This window comes from Paenibacillus sp. OK003 (assembly GCF_900109515.1).
GTDB classification, from domain to species: domain Bacteria; phylum Bacillota; class Bacilli; order Paenibacillales; family Paenibacillaceae; genus Paenibacillus; species Paenibacillus marchantiae.
Genome location: NZ_FOBD01000030.1, coordinates 1 through 20,536, shown reverse-complemented (window position 1 = coordinate 20,536; position 20,536 = coordinate 1). Strand labels below are relative to the sequence as shown.

Annotated in this window: 17 protein-coding genes and 1 tRNA gene; 16 read left to right on the top strand and 2 right to left on the bottom strand. The window is 46.4% G+C overall.

Annotated elements, in window-relative coordinates; genetic code table 11:
• The first annotated feature begins 36 nt into the window (after positions 1 to 36).
• From BMW94_RS28865 to BMW94_RS28820, 10 genes are all read left to right on the top strand, one after another.
• Positions 37 to 1,770 carry a tetratricopeptide repeat protein gene (locus tag BMW94_RS28865; protein ID WP_091002084.1) on the top strand — a complete coding sequence of 578 codons (1,734 nt, stop codon included), beginning with the start codon at positions 37 to 39 and terminating at the stop codon, positions 1,768 to 1,770.
• A 170-nt stretch (positions 1,771 to 1,940) separates the two neighbouring features.
• The gene (gene trxB, locus BMW94_RS28860; RefSeq protein ID WP_091002056.1) at positions 1,941 to 2,900 is read left to right on the top strand and encodes a thioredoxin-disulfide reductase; all 960 of its coding nucleotides are present in this window, start codon (positions 1,941 to 1,943) and stop codon (positions 2,898 to 2,900) included.
• A gap of 160 nt (positions 2,901 to 3,060) precedes the next feature.
• Entirely contained in the window at positions 3,061 to 4,092 is a 1,032-nt protein-coding gene (locus BMW94_RS28855) for an AI-2E family transporter (RefSeq protein ID WP_091002083.1), read from the top strand.
• 494 nt (positions 4,093 to 4,586) lie between these two features.
• Positions 4,587 to 5,537, top strand: coding sequence for an ROK family glucokinase (locus BMW94_RS28850; RefSeq protein WP_063566497.1), 951 nt, complete (start codon positions 4,587 to 4,589; stop codon positions 5,535 to 5,537).
• A 51-nt stretch (positions 5,538 to 5,588) separates the two neighbouring features.
• On the top strand, positions 5,589 to 6,488 hold the full coding sequence (rapZ, locus tag BMW94_RS28845; protein ID WP_090955391.1) for an RNase adapter RapZ: 900 nt from the start codon (positions 5,589 to 5,591) through the stop codon (positions 6,486 to 6,488).
• 13 nt (positions 6,489 to 6,501) lie between these two features.
• Positions 6,502 to 7,488 carry a gluconeogenesis factor YvcK family protein gene (gene yvcK, locus BMW94_RS28840; RefSeq protein WP_091002055.1) on the top strand — a complete coding sequence of 329 codons (987 nt, stop codon included), beginning with the start codon at positions 6,502 to 6,504 and terminating at the stop codon, positions 7,486 to 7,488.
• 6 nt (positions 7,489 to 7,494) lie between these two features.
• On the top strand, positions 7,495 to 8,433 hold the full coding sequence (whiA, locus tag BMW94_RS28835) for a DNA-binding protein WhiA (protein ID WP_063566495.1): 939 nt from the start codon (positions 7,495 to 7,497) through the stop codon (positions 8,431 to 8,433).
• A 260-nt stretch (positions 8,434 to 8,693) separates the two neighbouring features.
• Entirely contained in the window at positions 8,694 to 8,963 is a 270-nt protein-coding gene (locus BMW94_RS28830; RefSeq protein ID WP_017691248.1) for an HPr family phosphocarrier protein, read from the top strand.
• Positions 8,964 to 9,110: 147 nt separating this feature from the next.
• Positions 9,111 to 9,866 (top strand): SIMPL domain-containing protein, encoded by a 756-nt coding sequence (locus BMW94_RS28825; RefSeq protein ID WP_091002054.1) that lies wholly within the window; start codon positions 9,111 to 9,113, stop codon positions 9,864 to 9,866.
• A 371-nt stretch (positions 9,867 to 10,237) separates the two neighbouring features.
• A complete protein-coding gene (locus BMW94_RS28820) occupies positions 10,238 to 11,335 on the top strand; it encodes a PdaC/SigV domain-containing protein (protein ID WP_091002053.1) in 1,098 nt (365 codons plus the stop codon).
• A 398-nt stretch (positions 11,336 to 11,733) separates the two neighbouring features.
• Here the strand turns inward: BMW94_RS28820 and clpP are convergent, their stop codons facing one another.
• Complete coding sequence (gene clpP, locus BMW94_RS28815) at positions 11,734 to 12,330, bottom strand: ATP-dependent Clp endopeptidase proteolytic subunit ClpP (RefSeq protein ID WP_072735760.1); 597 nt, start codon at positions 12,328 to 12,330, stop codon at positions 11,734 to 11,736.
• 179 nt (positions 12,331 to 12,509) lie between these two features.
• Positions 12,510 to 12,584 (bottom strand) — tRNA-Arg (locus tag BMW94_RS28810).
• 483 nt (positions 12,585 to 13,067) lie between these two features.
• On the opposite strand from BMW94_RS28810, the gene BMW94_RS28805 reads away from it, so the two are divergent.
• The 6 genes from BMW94_RS28805 (at position 13,068) to eno (ending at position 20,398) form a co-directional block, all read left to right on the top strand.
• Positions 13,068 to 14,093, top strand: coding sequence for a sugar-binding transcriptional regulator (locus tag BMW94_RS28805; protein ID WP_091002051.1), 1,026 nt, complete (start codon positions 13,068 to 13,070; stop codon positions 14,091 to 14,093).
• A gap of 107 nt (positions 14,094 to 14,200) precedes the next feature.
• Positions 14,201 to 15,208, top strand: coding sequence for a type I glyceraldehyde-3-phosphate dehydrogenase (gap, locus tag BMW94_RS28800; RefSeq protein ID WP_056695277.1), 1,008 nt, complete (start codon positions 14,201 to 14,203; stop codon positions 15,206 to 15,208).
• A gap of 149 nt (positions 15,209 to 15,357) precedes the next feature.
• A complete protein-coding gene (pgk, locus tag BMW94_RS28795) occupies positions 15,358 to 16,539 on the top strand; it encodes a phosphoglycerate kinase (protein ID WP_091002049.1) in 1,182 nt (393 codons plus the stop codon).
• A gap of 33 nt (positions 16,540 to 16,572) precedes the next feature.
• Positions 16,573 to 17,325 carry a triose-phosphate isomerase gene (gene tpiA / locus BMW94_RS28790; protein WP_091002048.1) on the top strand — a complete coding sequence of 251 codons (753 nt, stop codon included), beginning with the start codon at positions 16,573 to 16,575 and terminating at the stop codon, positions 17,323 to 17,325.
• Positions 17,325 to 18,869, top strand: a complete 1,545-nt coding sequence (gpmI, locus tag BMW94_RS28785) for a 2,3-bisphosphoglycerate-independent phosphoglycerate mutase (RefSeq protein WP_091002047.1) — start codon at positions 17,325 to 17,327, stop codon at positions 18,867 to 18,869. Before tpiA ends, gpmI begins: the two co-directional genes overlap by 1 nt.
• A gap of 242 nt (positions 18,870 to 19,111) precedes the next feature.
• The gene (gene eno, locus BMW94_RS28780; protein ID WP_024629499.1) at positions 19,112 to 20,398 is read left to right on the top strand and encodes a phosphopyruvate hydratase; all 1,287 of its coding nucleotides are present in this window, start codon (positions 19,112 to 19,114) and stop codon (positions 20,396 to 20,398) included.
• The last annotated feature ends 138 nt before the right edge of the window (positions 20,399 to 20,536 follow it).

Below are 20,536 nucleotides of genomic sequence, written 5' to 3'. Positions count from 1 at the left end.
AGTATGAATGAAAGCAAAGAGGAGGTGCCTTGGAAGATGAAGGGCAAGCTACTGCGGGCTGAGGGACACCTTGCCAATGTTATACCGATTCACTTGGATGCTTCTTTCTTTTTTGAGAGAGCTGTCCGCTCGCTGGACCGTAATCACGTCGACAAGGCATTAAAATATTTTCGTAAAGCTGTTGAATATGAACCGGAAAATCCGGTGAATCATTGTAATATGGCGGGTATATTATCAGAGAAGGGGGATTACGAGGCTTCCAATGCCGTTCTTGCGCATGTGCTCGACGTGGTAGATCCGTCCATGACGGAATGTTATTTCTACATGGCGAACAATTATGCGAATATGGATCGGTTTGAAGAAGCTGAGCAAGCGCTTGTTACGTATTTGGAGGAGGATACCCAGGGGCAGTTTATGACGGAAGCCGAAGAAATGATGGAGCTTCTGTACTACGAGCTGGATCGACCAGCCAAACTGAACCGGATCAAATCACGTAAAGGTGTCGTTGAGCACGATCAGGCGCGGGAATTGTTGGAACAAGGGAAGTTTGCACAGGCGGCTGAGCTGTTGGAAGGCATGTCACCCGATTATCCGGATTATTTGGCTGCTCGCAACAACTTGGCGCTTGCCTATTATTATATGGGGCTGTTTCCCAAAGCGAAAGAGACGATTGCCGAGGTGCTGGAGCAGGAGCCTGGTAATTTGCATGCACTGTGTAATCTGGCGATCTTTCATCAGAACGAGAATCGAGCCGACCAAGTGCTGCTTCTGATCAAAAAATTGCGTGTCATCGTGCCTTTCCAGCACGAACAGGTCTACAAGCTGGCTACCACGATGGGTATCCTGGGTCAACATGATACGGCTTATGTACATTTCCGTCGCCTGTTGAAGGATGAAGAAACCGCTGCGGACCCAGCTCTCGCACATTATGCGGCAGTCGCAGCTTATAATACCGAACGTTACGATTCCGCTGAACGTCTGTGGCGTCATGTAGGCAAGCTGGATCCAGGTTCGGAAGTATCCCGGTACTATCTGTCGGGTCTTGAGGCTGTGAGACAGGGAGAGAAAGATCCGGAGAAACTCAGTTATCACTATCATCTGCCATTTGACGAGCAATTCAGACAATGGGAGAACTATGGCAACGGCATACCTGAAGAGATGAAAAATGATCCCTTGATCCGTTCCTCCTTCTTCTGGGCGTTGCGACATGGGGACCGGGCAACCAAGCTTCAGGTCATTCATGCTCTTGGCATGATCGGTGATTATGAGGTGCAGCAGGCACTGCAATCCTTTATCCAGGAACCTGGAGAAGATCTGGAACTGGTGCAAGCCGCTAGTTCCGTATTAAACGGTCTGAATGCAGAAGGAGCTAAGCAGGATGAATCTTTTGTTCTGCGACCGCTAACTGCATTGAGCAAACGCACCATTCCGAAGATGGAGTCGGTGACGGAACAAACGGAGACGAAACCTTCATCGCATTGGCAGGCGGTCGTGGACCGTGCTTTACAAATGTCTGAAGCCAAAGCCGAATTGCAGCAAGAAATGGAGCGGCTGTGGACCGACTATGTATCTCGTGTACACCCTGAGGTGCCCGGCACGAAGCAAATTGAAGGCTTGGCTGCGGGATTGGAATATCTGGCTGCCAAAATTCACAGTCGTCCAGTGACCTACCAAAGCATAGCCGACCGGTATGGCATATCAGCTGCCACAGTCAGCAAATATGCGCGGCAAATCAATAAAGTGTGCAATTCCAACCCACCGGTCCAGTAAATGTTCCTTGAAATTCTCGCTTTGGGATAGACTTCATTGCGGGAAGGATACATAAGCCTGGAAAACGGGTAAACTTAACGAATAGGTCTCGATATGCCTGTAGGATATCAACATAGCAAGTTAATCGCCACTCAACACACTCTCAACCTTATTAAGGAGGCTGTATCTATATGTCTAAATACAGAACGATTGTGATCGGAACCGGACCTGCGGGTCTGACAGCAGCGATATATCTGGCTCGTGCTAATCTAAACCCACTGGTTATCGAAGGTCTTCAGCCGGGTGGTCAATTGACGACGACAACGGAAGTTGAGAATTTCCCTGGTTTTCCGCAAGGCATTATGGGTCCGGAACTGATGGACAATATGCGCAAGCAAGCGGAGCGTTTTGGAGCTGAGTTCAAAAATGGATGGGTGGAAGAAGTGGATTTCAGCAAACCGCCCTTCAAGGTTAAAGTTGGAGGCATCGGTGAACTGGAAGCCGAATCGATCATCATCTCTACCGGTGCTTCGGCCCGTTATCTCGGCATTCCGGGAGAGCAGGAAAATGTGGGACGTGGAGTAAGTACATGTGCCACCTGTGACGGATTCTTTTTCCGTGGTAAAAAGATCGTCGTTGTTGGCGGTGGAGACTCCGCGATGGAGGAAGCCAGCTTCCTGACCCGTTTTGCAACAGACGTTACCTTGGTTCACCGCCGCGACGAACTACGTGCATCGAAAATTATGCAGGATCGGGCTCGCAACAACGAGAAGGTGAAATGGGCCCTGAACCGTACACCGCTCGAAGTTGTGCCTGAGGCTCTTGGCGTCAAAGGGCTTAAGGTCCGCAATAACGAAACCGGACTGGAAGAATTGCTTGAGGCGGATGGCGTATTCATTGCCATTGGACACACACCGAATACGGGTTTCTTGAGCAACCAGATTACTTTGGATGAACACGGTTATGTTGTCGTTAAACCGGGTACAACCGAGACCAACATTCCAGGTGTATTCGCCTGTGGTGACGTTCAGGATACGAAGTATCGTCAAGCTATTACAGCAGCAGGTTCAGGATGTATGGCCGCAATGGATTGCGAGAAATTCCTTGAAGGCAGCATTGTGCATGACTGGAGCGAAACACTGGATAAGTAAGCATGAAAAGGGTATGTTTTCGCATAAATTAAGTATAAGAGACAACGGGAAGTCTCATGATGTGAGAAGCCGGAAGGCTTCTCTTTTTTTGAAACCAAAGTGGGCATGAGATCGTATACATAATGGGCATATTAGCTGTGAGGTGAAGACTTTGGGGGAAATGATAAAAGATTGGTTACAGAATGCAACAGTGCGGCGATTTTTGATCCTGCTGTTGTTTTGTTTGGTGCTTTTCAGCATGGGGAGTATGCTGCACATGATTTTGTTGTTATTCCTGGTGACGTATGTCATGAACAGGCTGCAGCATTTTATCACAGAGAAGTTGAATCGTATATTTCCGGTTAACTATAAAGTTGTAGTCATCCTGCTCTATCTTATCGTTATTGCAGCCATCGTACTGGGTATCTCCAAGTATTCACCACGGATCGTGGATCAGGTTGTTCAGTTAACGAATGAGATCATGAAGTTTCTCGATACCGCTGACGGGGATAATTTTGCTTCCAAAATTGCAGGTTATCTTCAATCATTCGATATCAAAAACTATACCAACGATGCATTGAAGTATATTTTTGCGTTAAGCAAATGGTTGGAGTTCATTCTGCTGGTCATTATCCTGAGTCTGTTTTTCTTGTTGCAGAAGCGGGAGATTTCCAAGTTCACCTCCAAGTTCAAAACGAGCAAGATCGGCTGGTTCTATAATGAAGTGGCATACCTTGGAGATAAATTTGTATCTTCCTTTGGTAAAGTGATCGAGGCACAATTGTTGATTGCGGTCTTCAATACAGCTTTGACGATTCTGGGATTATGGATACTCGGTTTCCCGTATTTGTTCGCCTTGACTATTCTAGTATTCATGCTGAGTCTGGTACCCGTTGCGGGGGTTATCATCTCACTGATTCCGCTGTGTCTAATTGGTTATCAACTGGGCGGGTTACAGCTTAGTGTGATCGTGATCATTATGATCATCATCATTCATGCGTTGGAGACGTATTTCCTGAATCCGAAGCTGATGGCGCACAAAACCAAGTTGCCGATGTTCTACACGTTTATCGTACTGATTCTGTCTCAACATTTCCTGGGGATCTGGGGGCTTATCATCGGTATTCCGATCTTTGTCTTCCTGCTCGATATTCTGGACGTCAACAAGATGGAAAAGACGGAAGAGCCCGTACGTGTGGAAACGAAGCTGTGACCAGTAGCTGAATAGCTGCTGAAGAATAGGTTTAGGGAATGTTAAAATTAGAGAAACGCCTCCTGTTATGGGAAGGCGTTTTTTGCGCCGTTAGAGCTAAGGGTTGCAACAACTGAACCACTAGTGAGCTCATCTTGAGTCGCGTCCTTATTCTGTTCTATAAGATATTTCCATCTTACTGAACTGTCTTAGACGTGATTAGTAAGGATTGTCATGAAATTTGGATGACAATTGTCATCTTTTACGCATGGAACGAGTGCATATGCAATATCATGAGTTGAGGCTTCCTCCTCTATGGAGGAAGGAATGAAGCCTGCGTTTTGATAGAGACAAATGAGATTGTATACGTATTCAAAAATAGCCTGTGATGTTGTTCACAATAGCGAGGAAGCTAATCACAGCAAAGGTCTTATCGTCTTGACCCAGGCGTATCCTTCAATTATAGTTGGTACGTAGGATTAAACTATTATAGATAGATAAAGGTGGCTTGTAGCATGTCTGAGAAAATCTACGTTGGGGTCGATCTCGGCGGAACAGCAATCAAGGTCGGTATATGTGATGAACACGGTCAGCTTATGCATACGTATGAAGGACCGACTGAAGTGGATAAGGGCGTTGACACGGTCATTGCCAACATCGAGAAGTATGTCCGTCATATCGTTGCCGAATCGCCTTACAGCTGGGAACAGCTTGAAGGTGTGGGAGCGGGAGTGGCTGGGTTCACCAATGTACGCGAGGGAATTATCGTTCTTGCCCCTAACATTGGATTTCGGAATGTAGCCATTCGTTCGATTTTGGAAGAACGTCTGGGCAAGCCAGTCAAAATAGATAACGATGCAAACGTGGCTGCACTGGGTGAAGCTTGGGCAGGTGCCGGCAAGGGCGTGGACAACTGTGTATGCTATACGCTTGGTACAGGCGTAGGTGGCGGACTGATCCTGAACGGCAAGATCTATCAAGGTTTCTCCGGTATGGCTGGTGAGCTTGGTCATGTCAGTGTTGTTCCTGATCTGGAAGCCATTCAGTGCGGATGCGGCAAAATGGGCTGCGTGGAAACGGTATCTTCAGCAACCGGAATTATTCGTATGGCCAAAGACGCTGTAGAGCGTGGGGACCATACATCACTGGCACTCGTGGACAAGATTGCAGCCAAGGAAGTGTTTGATGCAGCCAAGGCGGGCGATGAAGTTGCGCTTCGTATTGTCAATCGTGCAGCGTTCTATCTGGGCAAATCGATGGCGGCTGTAGCGGCTGTGATTAACCCTGAGATGTTCATTATCGGTGGCGGTGTATCCAAAGCGGGTAATATTTTGTTTGATGAAGTACGGACTGTATTTGCGAAACTGACACCTGAACCGCTGCAAGAAGGGGTTAAAATTCTTGAAGCAACGCTTGGCAATAATGCAGGGATTGTTGGCGCGGCTGGTCTTCTCTTGCGTTCCTAGTAACCTCGTAACAGTATAATCCGACAGCAATATGATAAGGAGGGGACATTTATGCTTGAAGGTGAAGTTTCACCGGGCACAGGCGCCACGCTCATTATCATTACGGGCATGTCCGGAGCAGGCAAGACGATTGCAGTACAAAGCCTGGAGGATCTTGGTTTCTTCTGTGTGGATAATCTTCCACCGGTATTGATTCCAAAATTTGCGGAGTTAATTGAGCAGTCGAACGGCAAAATTGGCAAGGTCGCACTGGTTATCGACCTTCGCGGTCGTGAGTTCTTTACGGCTTTGTCCGAGTCACTGAACTATATTAAAGATCATTTTACCATTCATTGTGAAATACTATTCCTGGACGCGATAGACTCTGTATTAGTCCAGCGCTATAAGGAGAGCAGGCGCAGACATCCACTGGCTCCTGAGGGCATGCCGCTGGACGGCATCCGGCTGGAACGTAAGATGCTGGAGGAGCTCAAAAATTCCGCCACTCAGGTATTGAATACGAGTACGATGAAGCCTGCTCAACTGAAAGAGCGCATCATATCCCGCTTTTCTCATCTGGAAAGCCATATGCTGTCGGTAAATATTACGTCGTTTGGGTTCAAATACGGTATTCCAATCGATGCGGATCTGGTGTTTGACGTTCGTTTCTTGCCAAATCCGCATTATATTGAACATTTACGTCCGAATACGGGACAGAATAGTGATGTGTACGAATATGTTATGAAATGGCCGGAGACGCAGGCGTTTCTGACCAAGCTGCTGGATATGCTGCATTTTCTGATTCCGCAATACCGGAAGGAAGGCAAAAGCCAGGTTATTATTGGAATCGGCTGTACCGGAGGCAAGCATCGTTCGGTAGCAATATCGGAATATTTGGGCAAAATGTTGGGAAGCAGCGAAACTGAGGCTGTCACCGTGAGCCATCGCGACGCCGACCGGGACCGTCATTGAAGAGGGTGAAGGGATGAAAGAAGCCGGACCACGAAGAGAACGTCCGAGAATTGTAGTCATGGGCGGCGGAACCGGATTATCCGTGATGCTGCGCGGTTTGAAGGAAAAGCCGCTGGACATCACGGCCATCGTGACGGTGGCGGATGACGGAGGAAGTTCGGGCATCTTGCGTAATGAGTTGCAAATGCCGCCTCCGGGCGACATTCGTAACGTACTCACAGCGCTGGCAGATGTAGAACCGTTGTTGTCGGATATGCTGAATTATCGCTTCAATACAGGCGCGGGGCTTGCAGGCCACAGCCTGGGTAACTTGATTTTGGCTGCAATGACGGATATATCGGGCGACTTCGTGACCGCTGTGCGGGAACTTAGCCGCGTGTTTGCCGTTCGGGGTGAGGTATTGCCCGCAGCCGGGCAGGCCGTTATACTGCATGCAGAGATGGAGGACGGCTCGATTGTTACGGGCGAGTCCAAGATCCCTGAAGCTGGCTTACGGATCAAACGCGTTTTCCTTGAACCGGATCACGTGGAGCCGTTGCCAGAGGCTGTTGAAGCTATTCGTCAGGCAGACGCCATCCTGATTGGGCCTGGTAGTCTCTACACGAGTATTCTGCCCAATCTGCTTGTACCTAAGCTGGCTGAAGCTGTCGTTGAGGCGGACGCAGTAAAAATGTTTATTTGTAATGTGATGACACAGCCGGGAGAGACGGATAATTACACGGTGAGTGACCACCTCAAGGCGGTACATGAACATGTAGGACACCAACTTTTCGACTATGTCATTGTAAATAATGGTGATATTCCGCTGCAGGTGCAGAATAAGTATGCGGAAAAAGGAGCTAAACCAGTTGTGCTGGATATGAATGTGCTGAAGAGTGCCGGCTATCAAGTGGTTGCGGATACTTTGGTCCTATTCCGGACTTATCTGCGTCATGATGCCGACAAGCTGAGCCATCACATCTATCAACTTGTACAAAATTGGATGTTACGGAAGAGGTGAAGTCCCATGTCGTTTGCAGCACAGACCAAAAAAGAACTAACGATGATCGAAAGCGAACCGTGCTGCGAAAAGGCGGAACTTTCAGCCCTCATCCGTATGCTTGGTGCGGTGCAGTTATCGAATAAAAAAGTCATCTTGGATATTTCGACGGAGAATGCCGCCATTGCAAGACGGGCATACTCTCTGCTTAAAAAGCATTTTCAAGTGCATACGGAATTGCTTGTCCGCAAAAAAATGCGGCTGAAAAAGAACAATGTATATATTGTTCGGATTCCAACCATGGTACAGGTGATTTTAAAAGATCTGTACATTGTTTCCGAAGGATTTCTGTTTACTCCCGGGATTAGTGGAGAGCTGTTCAAAAATAACTGCTGTAAACGTGCTTATCTTCGAGGCGCATTTATGGCAGGAGGCTCGGTCAACAATCCCGAAGGTTCGTCCTACCACCTGGAGATTGCGTCCATGTATGAGGAGCACTGTCAGGCCCTGGTGGACCTGGCTAATGAATTTCATCTCAATGCCCGGTGTATAGAACGCAAAAAAGGATTCATCCTATACATTAAGGAAGGCGAGAAAATCATTGAACTGCTCAGTATCATTGGTGCACATCAGGCTCTTTTCAAGTTCGAGGATGTGCGTATCATGCGAGATATGCGTAATTCCGTCAACCGAATTGTCAATTGTGAGACGGCGAACCTCAACAAAACGATTGGAGCAGCCGTCAGACAGATCGATAACATCAGATTGTTGCAAAAGGAAGTTGGTCTGGAGTCGTTGCCCGAAAAGCTTCGTGAAGTGGCGGAAGTCAGACTCGCCCATCCGGATATCAACTTGAAGGAAGTAGGCGAACTGCTTAAGGGTACAGTCAGCAAGTCCGGAGTGAATCACCGGCTCCGCAAGATTGATGAACTGGCAGAGAAGGTTCGTACTGAGCGTTACGGTTAAATGAAGAATAGGGTAGACCGGCAAAGCGGATGGTTTTGGTTTTCGCCAAAAGGTCAACTTAAAGTCAGCCGCCTATAAGCATGTTGGAGAACTGCTCAGGTGTAATGAGGTGATGTAAAAAGGCTAAAATGGGTCATAATAATGACATCCCAATCACCCTGAGTTTTTTCTTCTAGTGTCCTGCTCTGGTTATATGGTATAATGTTATAAATATAATTGTGTATTTAATGTCCAGATTTCATAATAGGGGGTAAGTTTCCATGACAAAGCACCCGGTAGTTGTCCGTTTGAAAACGGGTCTCCATGCCAGACCTGCGGCACTGTTCGTTCAAGAAGCGAATAAGTACTCATCTGAAGTGTTCGTCGAGAAGGACGACAAAAAAGTAAATGCAAAAAGTATCATGGGGATCATGAGCCTTGCAATCAGTACTGGTACGGAAATCCAGATTAGTGCAGAGGGCGCGGACGCCGAACAGGCTGTAAACGCTTTAGTTAGTCTGGTAAGCAAGGAAGAGCTTGAGAACCAATAAGATATGATTTGAACCCAATGAAGAAGTCCCGAAAGGGGCTTTTTTGCGTTTTAAGACTGTCAAGTGCAACATTATGGAATTAAGCCCGTCTGTTAGGTATCAAATCGATTTGAGTTTGAGATGTTAAAACTTAAGGAGGCTAACGTAATGGGTAAATTATGGATGAAACCGCTGGGCGCGGTGATGGTCGCAGGTACATTGCTAGTAGGAGGTACTGCGTGGGTGTCACCTAGCAATTATGCGTATGCAGCTGAGGTACAGGGGGTACAGCAAAACGTGATTAACGTTGTGGGTACAGGTGAGATTCAGGTGAAGCCTGACATCGCTTATCTTTCCATCGGAGTGAACAGTACGGCAGACACAGCAGCCTCTGCTCAAAAAGCGAATGCAGCGAAAATTCAAAAGGTTAGCAATCTGCTGAAAAGTACGTGGAAAATCAGTGCGGATGATATTCAAACCAGCCAGTTCTATGTACAGCCTGACTACACGTATAGTGAAAAAGACGGACAGAAGATCAAAGGGTACACAGCTCATCACACATTGACTGTAACTTACCGGGAGATGGACAAGATTGGTGAACTCCTGGATGCTGCATCCCAAGCTGGTGCCAACAATATTGAAAATGTACGTTTTACGGTAGAAAAACCGGAGAGCTTTGAAGCTCAGGTGATTGAAAAAGCTGTTGCTAATGCTGATGTAAAAGCTGGAGCTATTGCAAAAGCGGTTAAACGTCAACTGGGTGCTGTTCTCTCCGTGAGCCAAGGTGACGCCAATGTACCTGTGTTCTATGCAAGTGAGGCTCAGATGTCCAAATCGTTAGCTGATTCTAATGGAGGCACGGCCATTGAAACGGGACAGGTTAAAGTAAGCACATCGCTGAATATTACTTATGAAATGAAATAAGTGAAATAAAGTAAATAAAGGCTGGATGTCCGTTTAAGATATGCTTGAGCGGGCAAAAGGCAATAATGACAAAGACGTTGTCCGATGGACAGCGTCTTTTTTGTTATAAAGGCGGACTTTGATGAAGTTTGAAAAGAAGAGGTGAAATATGACGAAATAAATTGCTGGTTATTGGTATCTTTTTTGTCTATTTGTTCGTAACAAAACCTTCATTATAGGCATCTGGATCGAACAACATTGTAACTGGAGCTGTAAACCTTTCCGGAATCGGGTTAATTATAATAAAGAGGTGAGCGTATGAGGCATACGATCAAATCAGGATACATACGTAATGACACTCAAAATTTGAATTCGAGAGAGGAGTTTTATATATGACATCATGGAAAAAATGGACAAGTGCACTATTGGCGGCAGGAATTATTGTGGGGAGCGGAGCTGTATGGCAGGATAGTTCTATACAGGCAGCTTCAGTATCCACGAAAGTGACAACACCTACTGAGGTAACTCTGAAATCGGGTGGGAAAACTCTTACTCAAAAAGGACTCCTTCAAGGTGGCTCAACTTGGGTATCGCTTACCGCAGTGAAAGATGTTGCAGGTGGAAGCTTGAAATATGATGCGAAAACCAAAGAGTATGCTCTGACAGCAGCCAATAACACGATGACGATCAATCTTTTGGATGGCGATCCAATGCTGAGAATAAATGGATATTACCCAGGGGTAGAAGCGAAGTTGATCAATGGCCGATTGTATATTCCGTTTTCTGCTATGAGAGATTATTTGGGAGTGCAGGGCAACTGGGATGGGAAAGCCAAGACACTGACGCTGAGCAAAGTGAAGCAAAATAACGTGGCAGTCAAAGCGGCAACAATGAAAGTCAGCATCAAGAACGCTGAGGTCGATATTCAATATCCTCAGGTGAGCGGACTGTCTAATGATAAAGCAGAGGCAGCTATTAATAAGGTGCTGAAAGATGAAGTCGATGCTTTTGTAGCTGATTTCAAAAAACAAACCAAGGAATTTGGCGCCGCAACAGCGAATCGTCCATATGCATTTGAGAGCACTTATGTGGTGACATACAACGAAAATGGTGTACTTGGGCTCATTACGCAAAGTTATCAGGACTATGCAGGCGCACATGGCATGACGTTCCGTAAAGGTCACACCTTTGCCCTGGATTCCGGTAAGCAATTGAGTCTGGATGATGTGATCCAAAATAACAAAACCGTACGTGAGACAGTAAGCAAAAAAGTGGGAGATCAGCTTAAAGCTCGGGGCGGGTACCTTGAAGGCTATAAAGGTCTGAATAAAGATCAGGATTTCTATGTAACCCCAACAGGTGTAGTTGTATTCTTCCAGTTGTATGAGTACACAGCTTATGCGGAAGGTTTCCCGGAATTCCCGTTCACATACAAAGAGTTGCTTCCTAAAGGCATAGAGCCGTTCAGTGGCTTGACTGCCAACAAATAAATTATAATCGGAATTCTTAAGTAATTCATTTGGATATCTGGAACTCTAACGAACCTGTTTCATCTTATAAGGCTAGATATGAGGCTTTGTATATTGTAACGAATCGTAGAGAGGCTATGGAGTGAAGAAACGGGGAAATTGAAAGAAAACGGGCACATTTAGCAACGATAACATTCCTGTGATTCGTTAGAATTCCATTTCGTTGAAATGATGGCCAATAGCTTGTGCTCAGTTCGTTAGATGCCCTTTAATATCATGCACTTTTAAATTATCTTCAAAAAAAGGACGCCCTCGTCATATTGACGAGAGCGTCCTTTTTTCATATAGCCAACTCAACTGGGCGCTGCCGTTTGAGTTGGCTATATGGTATATCCGTTTAATTGGAGATTCGCCTCGGCTTAGATGCCTTGGGAACCTACGTTTTCAATAACTTTATCGATGATACCGTAATCGGCAGCTTCAGCAGCACTCATAAAGTAGTCACGATCTGTATCTTTCTCGATACGCTCCAGCGGTTGGCCTGAGCGCTCAGCGATGATGCGGTTCAAGGTATCACGCATTTTCAGGATGCGGCGGGCACGAATTTCGATGTCCGAAGCTTGACCTTGCGCACCACCAAGTGGTTGGTGAATCATGATTTCGCTGTTAGGCAATGCAAAACGTTTACCTTTGGCACCTGCGTTCAACAGGAATGCACCCATCGAAGCCGCCATACCTACACAGATGGTAGATACATCCGGTTTGATGAATTGCATTGTATCGTAAATGGCCATACCGGCTGTAATGGATCCGCCTGGGCTATTGATGTATAAGTGAATGTCTTTCTCCGGATCTTCCGCAGCTAGGAACAACATCTGTGCCATGATGGCATTCGCCACAACGTCATTTACATCACTGCCAAGGAAGATGATACGATCCTTCAGCAATCTGGAATAGATGTCATAGGCGCGCTCACCGCGGTTGCTCTGTTCAACGACCATTGGAATATAACTCACGTGAAAAACCTCCTCAGAAATGTAAATGTTAAATTGGTGTTTATATATAAACTGTTACCGTATTACCCACATCATAAACAATTCCAAACAAAAAGTCAAAGAAAGTCAAACTAAGTTTGAAAAAAAAGAAACCTATCCGGTTTCATTGGTTAAAAGGGTTATGAGCTACTAATTAAGAATGGCGCGCCCGCCAAGAATCGAACTTGGATCTCAGGCTTCGGAGGCCTACGTCATATCCATTGGACCACGGGCGCACATTGATTATTGCTGCAAACATAGTTGCATAAAATCACTTTTGAATTAGAAGTTTCAAAGATGTGACAGCAATAGTGATTATAGCTCATGAGTAATTGAATTGCAAGCAGATGTTCGCTGTTTTGGTTTGGATTACCCTGAAATTGATCATGATGAAGATAAGTGGATAAAGAGCGTAAATAGGTAAATGCTAAAAAAGGTTTTGGATATGCCATATGAAAAACAACAGCAAGCAATATGTAGATGAGAAATTTACTTTGCTTCTATATATGGTATAGAACAGGTTGTTCTCGATCAGAGTAGTATGACATTGTGAAAATAGGCGCGTACAAACGCCTGAAACGTGTCGAATCATCGCTTCGAAACACTTGCATGTCGCGTCAGTTTTAGGTAGAATAGACGTGGGACTTAAAAAGTTAAACCGGGACGTTTTAGGGCCATGAAAGAGAGCTTGGAACGAGAAGCTTGCGGGAGTGGAAAGCATGCGAACGATTTTAGAAGTGCAAAAGCAGCTTCTGCCTGATCTCATGGATGTCTTGAAGAAGAGGTATACGATTCTGCACCAGATCATGTTATCGGATGTGATCGGACGAAGAACGTTAGCTAATTCCATGCAGATGACCGAGCGGGTTCTGAGGGCTGAGACCGATTTGTTAAAGGCTCAGGGACTTATTGAAATTGACAGTGCAGGGATGAAGATCAGTGAGGCAGGGCATGAATTGCTGCAGCAGTTGGAACCCGTCGCCAAAGAGCTGTTTGGATTATCCGAACTGGAAGAGCGCATCAAGCAAGCCTACGGTCTGCAAAAGGTAGTTGTGGTTCCCGGCGATTCGGACATTTCTCCATTTGCCAAACGGGAACTGGGCAGAGCCGGAGCGAAGGCTCTGGGTAATATTATGACTGATAACGATGTTGTCGCTGTTACTGGCGGTTCAACAACGGCTGGAGTGGCAGAGCAACTGACTCCGCCAACATCGCTGAAAGGTGTCTGGTTTGTACCGGCACGCGGTGGGCTAGGCGAAAGCCTTGAAATTCAGGCCAATACGATTGCATCCACGATGGCAAAACGGGTAGGAGCTCAATACAAACTCCTGCATGTACCGGATTTGCTTAGTGATCATGCCTACGAATCACTAATCCAGGACCCGAGTGTTCAGGAGATTCTGCAGCTGATCCGAAAATCACGGATCGTCATTCATGGAATCGGTGATGCCGTTGAGATGGCGCGGCGCCGCAAACTTGCGACAGAGATCATAGATGAACTTCAGGAGCAAGGGGCCGTATCTGAATCCTTCGGTTATTACTTTAATGATCAGGGTGAGGTGGTACATACCATGCTTACGCTGGGCATGCGACTCCAGGATATTGAACGCACCGATGTGGTGATTGGGATTGCAGGCGGCAAGAGCAAGGCTGCTGCCATACATTCGGTCCTGCGATTTGGTCAGGAAGATATTCTGATTATTGATGAGGCTGCTGCTGAAGTCATCGTCGCCGAAATGGAATAAGGTTTTATTTTGCATCACAACCATTGTTGTCTTGACGGACTTCACCGTCTGTCTTGAATATATAAGCTTCATAAAAAAATCAATCAAAACTTGGGAGGAACTTACTCATGATTAAAGTAGGTATTAACGGTTTTGGACGTATTGGTCGTTTGGCATTCCGCCGTATTCAAAATGTAGAGGGCATTGAAGTTGTAGCAATCAACGACTTGACTGATGCTAAAATGCTGGCTCATTTGCTCAAATATGATACAACTCAAGGTCGCTTCGATGGCGATGTTGAAGTACACGATGGCTTCTTCAAAGTGAACGGTAAAGAAGTTAAAGTATTGGCTAACCGTAACCCAGAAGAACTTCCTTGGGGCGACCTGGGCGTAGATATCGTTCTGGAATGTACTGGTTTCTTCACAACGAAAGAAGCAGCTGAGAAACACTTGAAAGGTGGAGCTAAGAAAGTTGTTATCTCCGCACCAGCTACTGGCGACATGAAAACCATCGTTTACAACGTAAACCATGAAATCCTCGACGGTACTGAAACTGTAATCTCCGGCGCATCTTGCACAACAAACTGCCTGGCACCTATGGCAAAAACTCTGCAAGACAAATTCGGAATCGTTCAAGGTTTGATGACTACAATTCACGCTTACACTGGCGACCAAAACACATTGGATGCTCCACACCCTAAAGGTGACTTCCGTCGTGCTCGCGCAGCAGCTGAAAACATCATCCCTAACACAACTGGTGCTGCTAAAGCAATCGGTTTGGTTATTCCAGAACTGCAAGGTAAACTCGACGGTGCAGCTCAACGTGTACCAGTAGCTACTGGTTCCCTGACTGAGCTCGTAACTGTATTAGGTAAAAAAGTTACTGCTGAAGAAGTTAACGCAGTAATGAAAGAAGCTTCCGATCCACAAACTTTCGGATACACAGAAGACGAAATCGTATCTTCCGATATCCAAGGTATCACTTTCGGTTCCCTGTTTGATGCAACTCAAACTAAAGTTCTGACTGTTGGCGACCAACAATTGGTTAAAACTGTAGCTTGGTATGACAATGAAATGTCCTACACTGCTCAACTGGTTCGCACTTTGGAGCACTTTGCAAAAATGATCAAGTAATATCTGCAATAACATAGAGCGGAAACAGATGCTATTGTTTCCGCTCTTTATATATCAACATTTTGCAAATTTCTCAAAAACACCAGGATTGACAAGGGATTTGGGCCCTTGATTGGTCCGACAAATACATGGGTGCGGAGGAAATACAGATGAACAAAAAAAGTGTACGCGATATCGAATTGACAGGAAAACGGGCATTTGTCCGTGTAGATTTTAATGTGCCGCTCGAAGATGGTAAAATTACAGATGACAAACGTATTCGTGCCACGCTTCCTACGATCAACTACTTGATCGAAAAAGGCGCTAAAGTTATTTTGGCAAGCCACATGGGCCGTCCAAAAGGCGAAGTGGTTGAATCCATGCGTTTGACTCCAGCTGCTGAGCGCTTGTCCGAATTGCTCGGTAAAAAAGTCGTTAAAGCGGATGATTCCGTTGGCGAAACAGTAAAAGCTCAAATCGCTGAACTGAACAACGGCGACGTATTGTTGCTTGAGAACGTTCGTTTCCATGCAGGCGAAGAGAAAAACGATCCGGAACTCGCAAAACAATTTGCTGAACTGGCTGACGTATTCGTTAACGATGCATTCGGCGCAGCTCACAGAGCACACGCTTCGACAGAAGGTATCGCTCACTTGTTGCCAGCAGTATCCGGTCTGTTGATGGAGAAAGAACTTGAAGTGTTGGGCAAAGCCATCTCCAACCCTGAGCGTCCTTTCACAGCAATCATCGGTGGTTCCAAAGTTAAAGACAAAATCGATGTGATCGACAACCTGTTGAACATTGCAGACAACGTAATCATCGGTGGTGGTCTTTCCTACACATTCATGAAGGCTCAAGGTTATGAAGTAGGTCAATCCCTGCTGGATGAGTCCAAACTGGATGTAGCTCTGGGCTTTATCGAAAAAGCGAAAAAACTGGGTAAAAACTTCTATCTGCCAGTTGATATCGTTATCTCCGACGACTTCAGCGCGAACGCAAACACGAAGATTGTTGAAGTTGGCGACATTCCTGCAGATTGGGAAGGTATCGACATCGGTCCTAAAACACGTGAGATTTATGCTGACGTTGTTAAAAACTCCAAACTCGTTGTATGGAATGGACCAATGGGCGTATTTGAAATCGAGCCTTTCTCCCACGGCACTCGTGCAGTAGCGGAAGCTTGCGCTGAGACAGAAGCATACACCATCATTGGTGGCGGTGACTCCGCAGCAGCAGCTGAGAAGTTCAAATTGGCTGACAAAATGGACCACATCTCTACAGGTGGCGGTGCATCGCTCGAGTTCATGGAAGGCAAAGTGCTTCCTGGCGTAGTTGCATTGAATGACAAGTAAGCTTTAAGCTATAGCATGAAGGAGTTGAAAACCATGAGAACACCGATTATCGCAGGTAACTGGAAAATGTTCAAAACGGTTTCCGAATCCAATGACTTCATTCAGGAAGTTAAAGGAAAAGCGGAAGTTGAAGGCGTAGAGACTGTTATTTGCGCACCGTTTACGAATCTGCCATCTCTGGTAGAAGCCGTTAAAGGCACAAACATCAAAATTGGTGCACAAAATCTTCATTTTGAAGACAACGGTGCATTCACAGGTGAAATCAGCGGCGTGATGCTGAAAGACCTGGGTGTGGATTATGTCATTATTGGTCACTCGGAGCGCCGTCAATATTTTGCGGAAACCGATGAGACTGTCAATAAAAAGTTGCATGCAGCATTCCGTCACGGATTGACTCCAATCTTTTGTCTTGGTGAGACGCTTGAAGAGCGCGAAGCTGATCAAACAAAAGACGTGTGCAAAGTGCAAACGGAAGCTGCTTTTGCAGGTCTGTCTGCAGAGCAAGCAGCACAAGTGGTTATCGCTTATGAGCCAATCTGGGCGATTGGTACAGGTAAATCCTCCACTTCCCAAGATGCGAATGAAGTTATTGCTTACATCCGTACGCTGGTGAAGGATCTGTACGACCAAAAGGTAGCAGATGCAGTTCGTATTCAATACGGCGGCAGTGTTAAACCTGAGAACGTAACAGAATACCTCGGACAAAGCGACATCGACGGCGCGCTTGTTGGCGGTGCCAGCTTGCAGCCGGCTTCGTTCATCGCGCTTGTTGAGGGGGCGAAGTAATGACAGCTCCAAAACCTGTAGCACTGATCATTATGGACGGCTTTGGTCTTCGTAACACGGAGGAAGGCAACGCGGTAGCGCAAGCCAAGAAACCGAATTATGACCGTTTTATGAGCCAATTCCCACACACAACGCTCACTGCTTGCGGTGAAGCTGTAGGTTTGCCGGAAGGGCAAATGGGGAACTCCGAGGTAGGTCACCTGAACATTGGTGCCGGCCGGATCGTATACCAGGATTTGACTCGTATCTCCAAATCGATTCGTGACGGTGAGTTCTACGACAATGAAACACTTGTCAAAGCTGTTCGCGAAGCGAAACAAAACGGTAAAAAGCTTCACTTGTATGGTTTGTTGTCCGATGGCGGCGTACATAGTCACATCGACCACTTGTTCGCTATGCTGGATCTCGCCAAAAAAGAAGAAATGAATGACGTATACATTCATGCCTTCATGGATGGCCGTGATGTTATGCCAGATAGCGGTAAAGAGTTCATGCAGAAGCTGATTGCCAAAATTGAGGAAGTCGGTGTAGGGCAAATCGCAACGGTTCAAGGTCGCTACTATGCGATGGACCGTGACAAACGTTGGGAACGTGTTGAGAAATCATATCGTGCCATCGTTTATGGTGATGGACCTAAATACACTGATCCTATCAAAGCGGTTGAAGAATCGTATGAAAAATCCGTATTTGACGAATTCGTTGAACCAACGGTTATCGTTAAAGCAGATGGCCAGCCGGTAGGATTGGTGGAGAGCGGCGATTCCGTCATTTTCCTCAACTTCCGTCCTGACCGTGCGATCCAACTGTCGCAAGTATTCACGAACCAGGATTTCCGTGGTTTCGACCGCGGTCCGAAGTTCCCTGTGGGCTTGCACTTCGTGTGCCTGACCTTGTTCAGCGAGACCGTTGAAGGTTATGTGGCTTACTCGCCTAAAAACCTCGACAACACGCTGGGTGAAGTTCTGGTACAGAACAACAAGAAACAATTGCGCATTGCAGAAACTGAGAAATACCCGCACGTAACCTTCTTCTTCAGCGGCGGTCGTGATGTTGAGCTTCCGGGCGAAACACGCGTGCTGATCAACTCACCAAAAGTTGCAACGTACGACTTGCAGCCGGAGATGAGCGCGTATGAAGTAGCTGACGCATGTGTTCGCGAGATTGAAGCAGACAAACATGACGCCATCATTCTGAACTTCGCTAACCCTGATATGGTTGGACACTCCGGCATGCTGGAGCCTACGATTAAGGCAGTAGAAGTAACGGACGAATGCATGGGCCGTGTTGTGGATGCAGTTCTCGCTAAAGGCGGCGTTGTGCTGATTACTGCGGATCATGGTAACGCGGATATGGTGTTTGATGAGCAAGGACGTCCGTTCACGGCTCATACAACGAACCCGGTTCCATTCATCGTTACAGATGCTAATGTTACCCTGCGTGAAGGCGGAATCCTCGCGGATATCGCTCCAACGATTCTTGACCTGATGCAATTGCCTAAACCGGCTGAAATGACAGGTACATCTGTCATCGCTACCCGTAAATAAGTTACGCAACAACATATATGAAATTGGGAAGTTTGGAGTTTACCCCCGAACGAAGGCAGCAGAAATAGTCTGAAGAAGCAATGCGTTCGCCTTTATCACATGATTTCAACTTTTTAATAATAAGTTCAATGAAATCATGGGATAACAGCGATCGGAAGACGATTCTGCTGACGTAGTGGAAAAGGGAAAACACAAGTGGTCCTAATTTTTAATAAATTTAAATTTAAAGGAGATTATCACTCATGACTATTATTTCTGACGTGTACGCTCGCGAAGTCCTCGACTCCCGCGGTAACCCTACAGTTGAAGTTGAAGTATACCTGGAGTCCGGCGCAATCGGACGCGCAATCGTTCCATCTGGTGCATCTACTGGTGCCCACGAAGCAGTTGAGCTTCGCGATGGCGACAAATCCCGTTACCTGGGTAAAGGCGTTCTGCAAGCTGTTAAAAACGTAAACGAAACAATCGCTCCAGAAGTAATCGGTATGGATGCATTGGATCAACTGGGTATCGATAAATTGATGATTACTTTGGATGGTACGCCAAACAAAGGTAAACTGGGTGCTAACGCAATCCTGGCTGTATCCATGGCAGTAGCTCGCGCAGCTGCTGACGCTCTGGATCTGCCATTGTACGTTTACCTGGGCGGATTCAACGCTAAAGTACTGCCAGTACCAATGATGAACATCATCAACGGTGGTGAGCATGCTGACAACAACATCGACGTTCAAGAGTTCATGGTTCTTCCAGTTGGAGCACCAAGCTTCAAAGAAGCTCTTCGCGTAGGTGCGGAAATCTTCCACAACCTGAAATCCGTATTGAGCTCCAAAGGCTTGAACACAGCTGTAGGTGACGAAGGTGGTTTCGCACCGAACCTTGGTTCAAACGAAGAAGCAATCACTACAATCATCGAAGCGATTGAAAAAGCAGGTTACAAACCAGGCGTTGATGTATTCCTGGGTATGGACGTTGCTTCCACTGAGTTCTACAAAGATGGTAAGTACACACTTGCTGGCGAAGGTAAATCTTACACTTCCGCTGAGTATGTTGACCTTCTGGCTTCATGGGTTGAGAAATACCCAATCATCACAATCGAAGACGGTATGTCCGAAGATGACTGGGATGGTTGGAAATTGCTCACTGAGAAATTGGGAGACAAAGTACAACTCGTTGGTGATGACCTGTTCGTAACGAACACAGAACGTCTGGGTAGAGGTATCGAAGAAGGTATCGGTAACTCCATCCTGATCAAAGTGAACCAAATCGGTACATTGACTGAAACATTCGATGCAATCGAAATGGCTAAACGTGCAGGATACACTGCTGTAATCTCCCACCGTTCCGGTGAGTCCGAAGACAGCACAATCGCTGACATCGCTGTTGCAACAAACGCAGGTCAAATCAAAACGGGTGCTCCTTCCCGTACAGACCGTATTGCGAAGTACAACCAATTGCTCCGCATCGAGGATCAACTGGGCGAACTGGCTCAATACAATGGTCTCAAAGGTTTCTACAACCTCAAAAAATAAGTTGTCTTACGACAACGTTAGGCAAGCCGGGTAACCGGCTTGTCTTTTTTATTATGGCTTTAGCCAGTTGAGTGCGTGAAACGCGCGAAACAAAAAACCACCCGCTATGCGGGTGGAGGGATTGAAGGTTTGACCACT

What these genes read in the sequence shown, in the direction of transcription:
- BMW94_RS28865 (WP_091002084.1), top strand. Translation starts at nt 37, where the DNA reads ATGAAGGGCAAGCTACTGCGGGCTGAGGGACACCTTGCCAATGTTATA.
- trxB (WP_091002056.1), top strand. Translation starts at nt 1,941, where the DNA reads ATGTCTAAATACAGAACGATTGTGATCGGAACCGGACCTGCGGGTCTG.
- BMW94_RS28855 (WP_091002083.1), top strand. Translation starts at nt 3,061, where the DNA reads ATGATAAAAGATTGGTTACAGAATGCAACAGTGCGGCGATTTTTGATC.
- BMW94_RS28850 (WP_063566497.1), top strand. Translation starts at nt 4,587, where the DNA reads ATGTCTGAGAAAATCTACGTTGGGGTCGATCTCGGCGGAACAGCAATC.
- rapZ (WP_090955391.1), top strand. Translation starts at nt 5,589, where the DNA reads ATGCTTGAAGGTGAAGTTTCACCGGGCACAGGCGCCACGCTCATTATC.
- yvcK (WP_091002055.1), top strand. Translation starts at nt 6,502, where the DNA reads ATGAAAGAAGCCGGACCACGAAGAGAACGTCCGAGAATTGTAGTCATG.
- whiA (WP_063566495.1), top strand. Translation starts at nt 7,495, where the DNA reads ATGTCGTTTGCAGCACAGACCAAAAAAGAACTAACGATGATCGAAAGC.
- BMW94_RS28830 (WP_017691248.1), top strand. Translation starts at nt 8,694, where the DNA reads ATGACAAAGCACCCGGTAGTTGTCCGTTTGAAAACGGGTCTCCATGCC.
- BMW94_RS28825 (WP_091002054.1), top strand. Translation starts at nt 9,111, where the DNA reads ATGGGTAAATTATGGATGAAACCGCTGGGCGCGGTGATGGTCGCAGGT.
- BMW94_RS28820 (WP_091002053.1), top strand. Translation starts at nt 10,238, where the DNA reads ATGACATCATGGAAAAAATGGACAAGTGCACTATTGGCGGCAGGAATT.
- BMW94_RS28805 (WP_091002051.1), top strand. Translation starts at nt 13,068, where the DNA reads ATGCGAACGATTTTAGAAGTGCAAAAGCAGCTTCTGCCTGATCTCATG.
- gap (WP_056695277.1), top strand. Translation starts at nt 14,201, where the DNA reads ATGATTAAAGTAGGTATTAACGGTTTTGGACGTATTGGTCGTTTGGCA.
- pgk (WP_091002049.1), top strand. Translation starts at nt 15,358, where the DNA reads ATGAACAAAAAAAGTGTACGCGATATCGAATTGACAGGAAAACGGGCA.
- tpiA (WP_091002048.1), top strand. Translation starts at nt 16,573, where the DNA reads ATGAGAACACCGATTATCGCAGGTAACTGGAAAATGTTCAAAACGGTT.
- gpmI (WP_091002047.1), top strand. Translation starts at nt 17,325, where the DNA reads ATGACAGCTCCAAAACCTGTAGCACTGATCATTATGGACGGCTTTGGT.
- eno (WP_024629499.1), top strand. Translation starts at nt 19,112, where the DNA reads ATGACTATTATTTCTGACGTGTACGCTCGCGAAGTCCTCGACTCCCGC.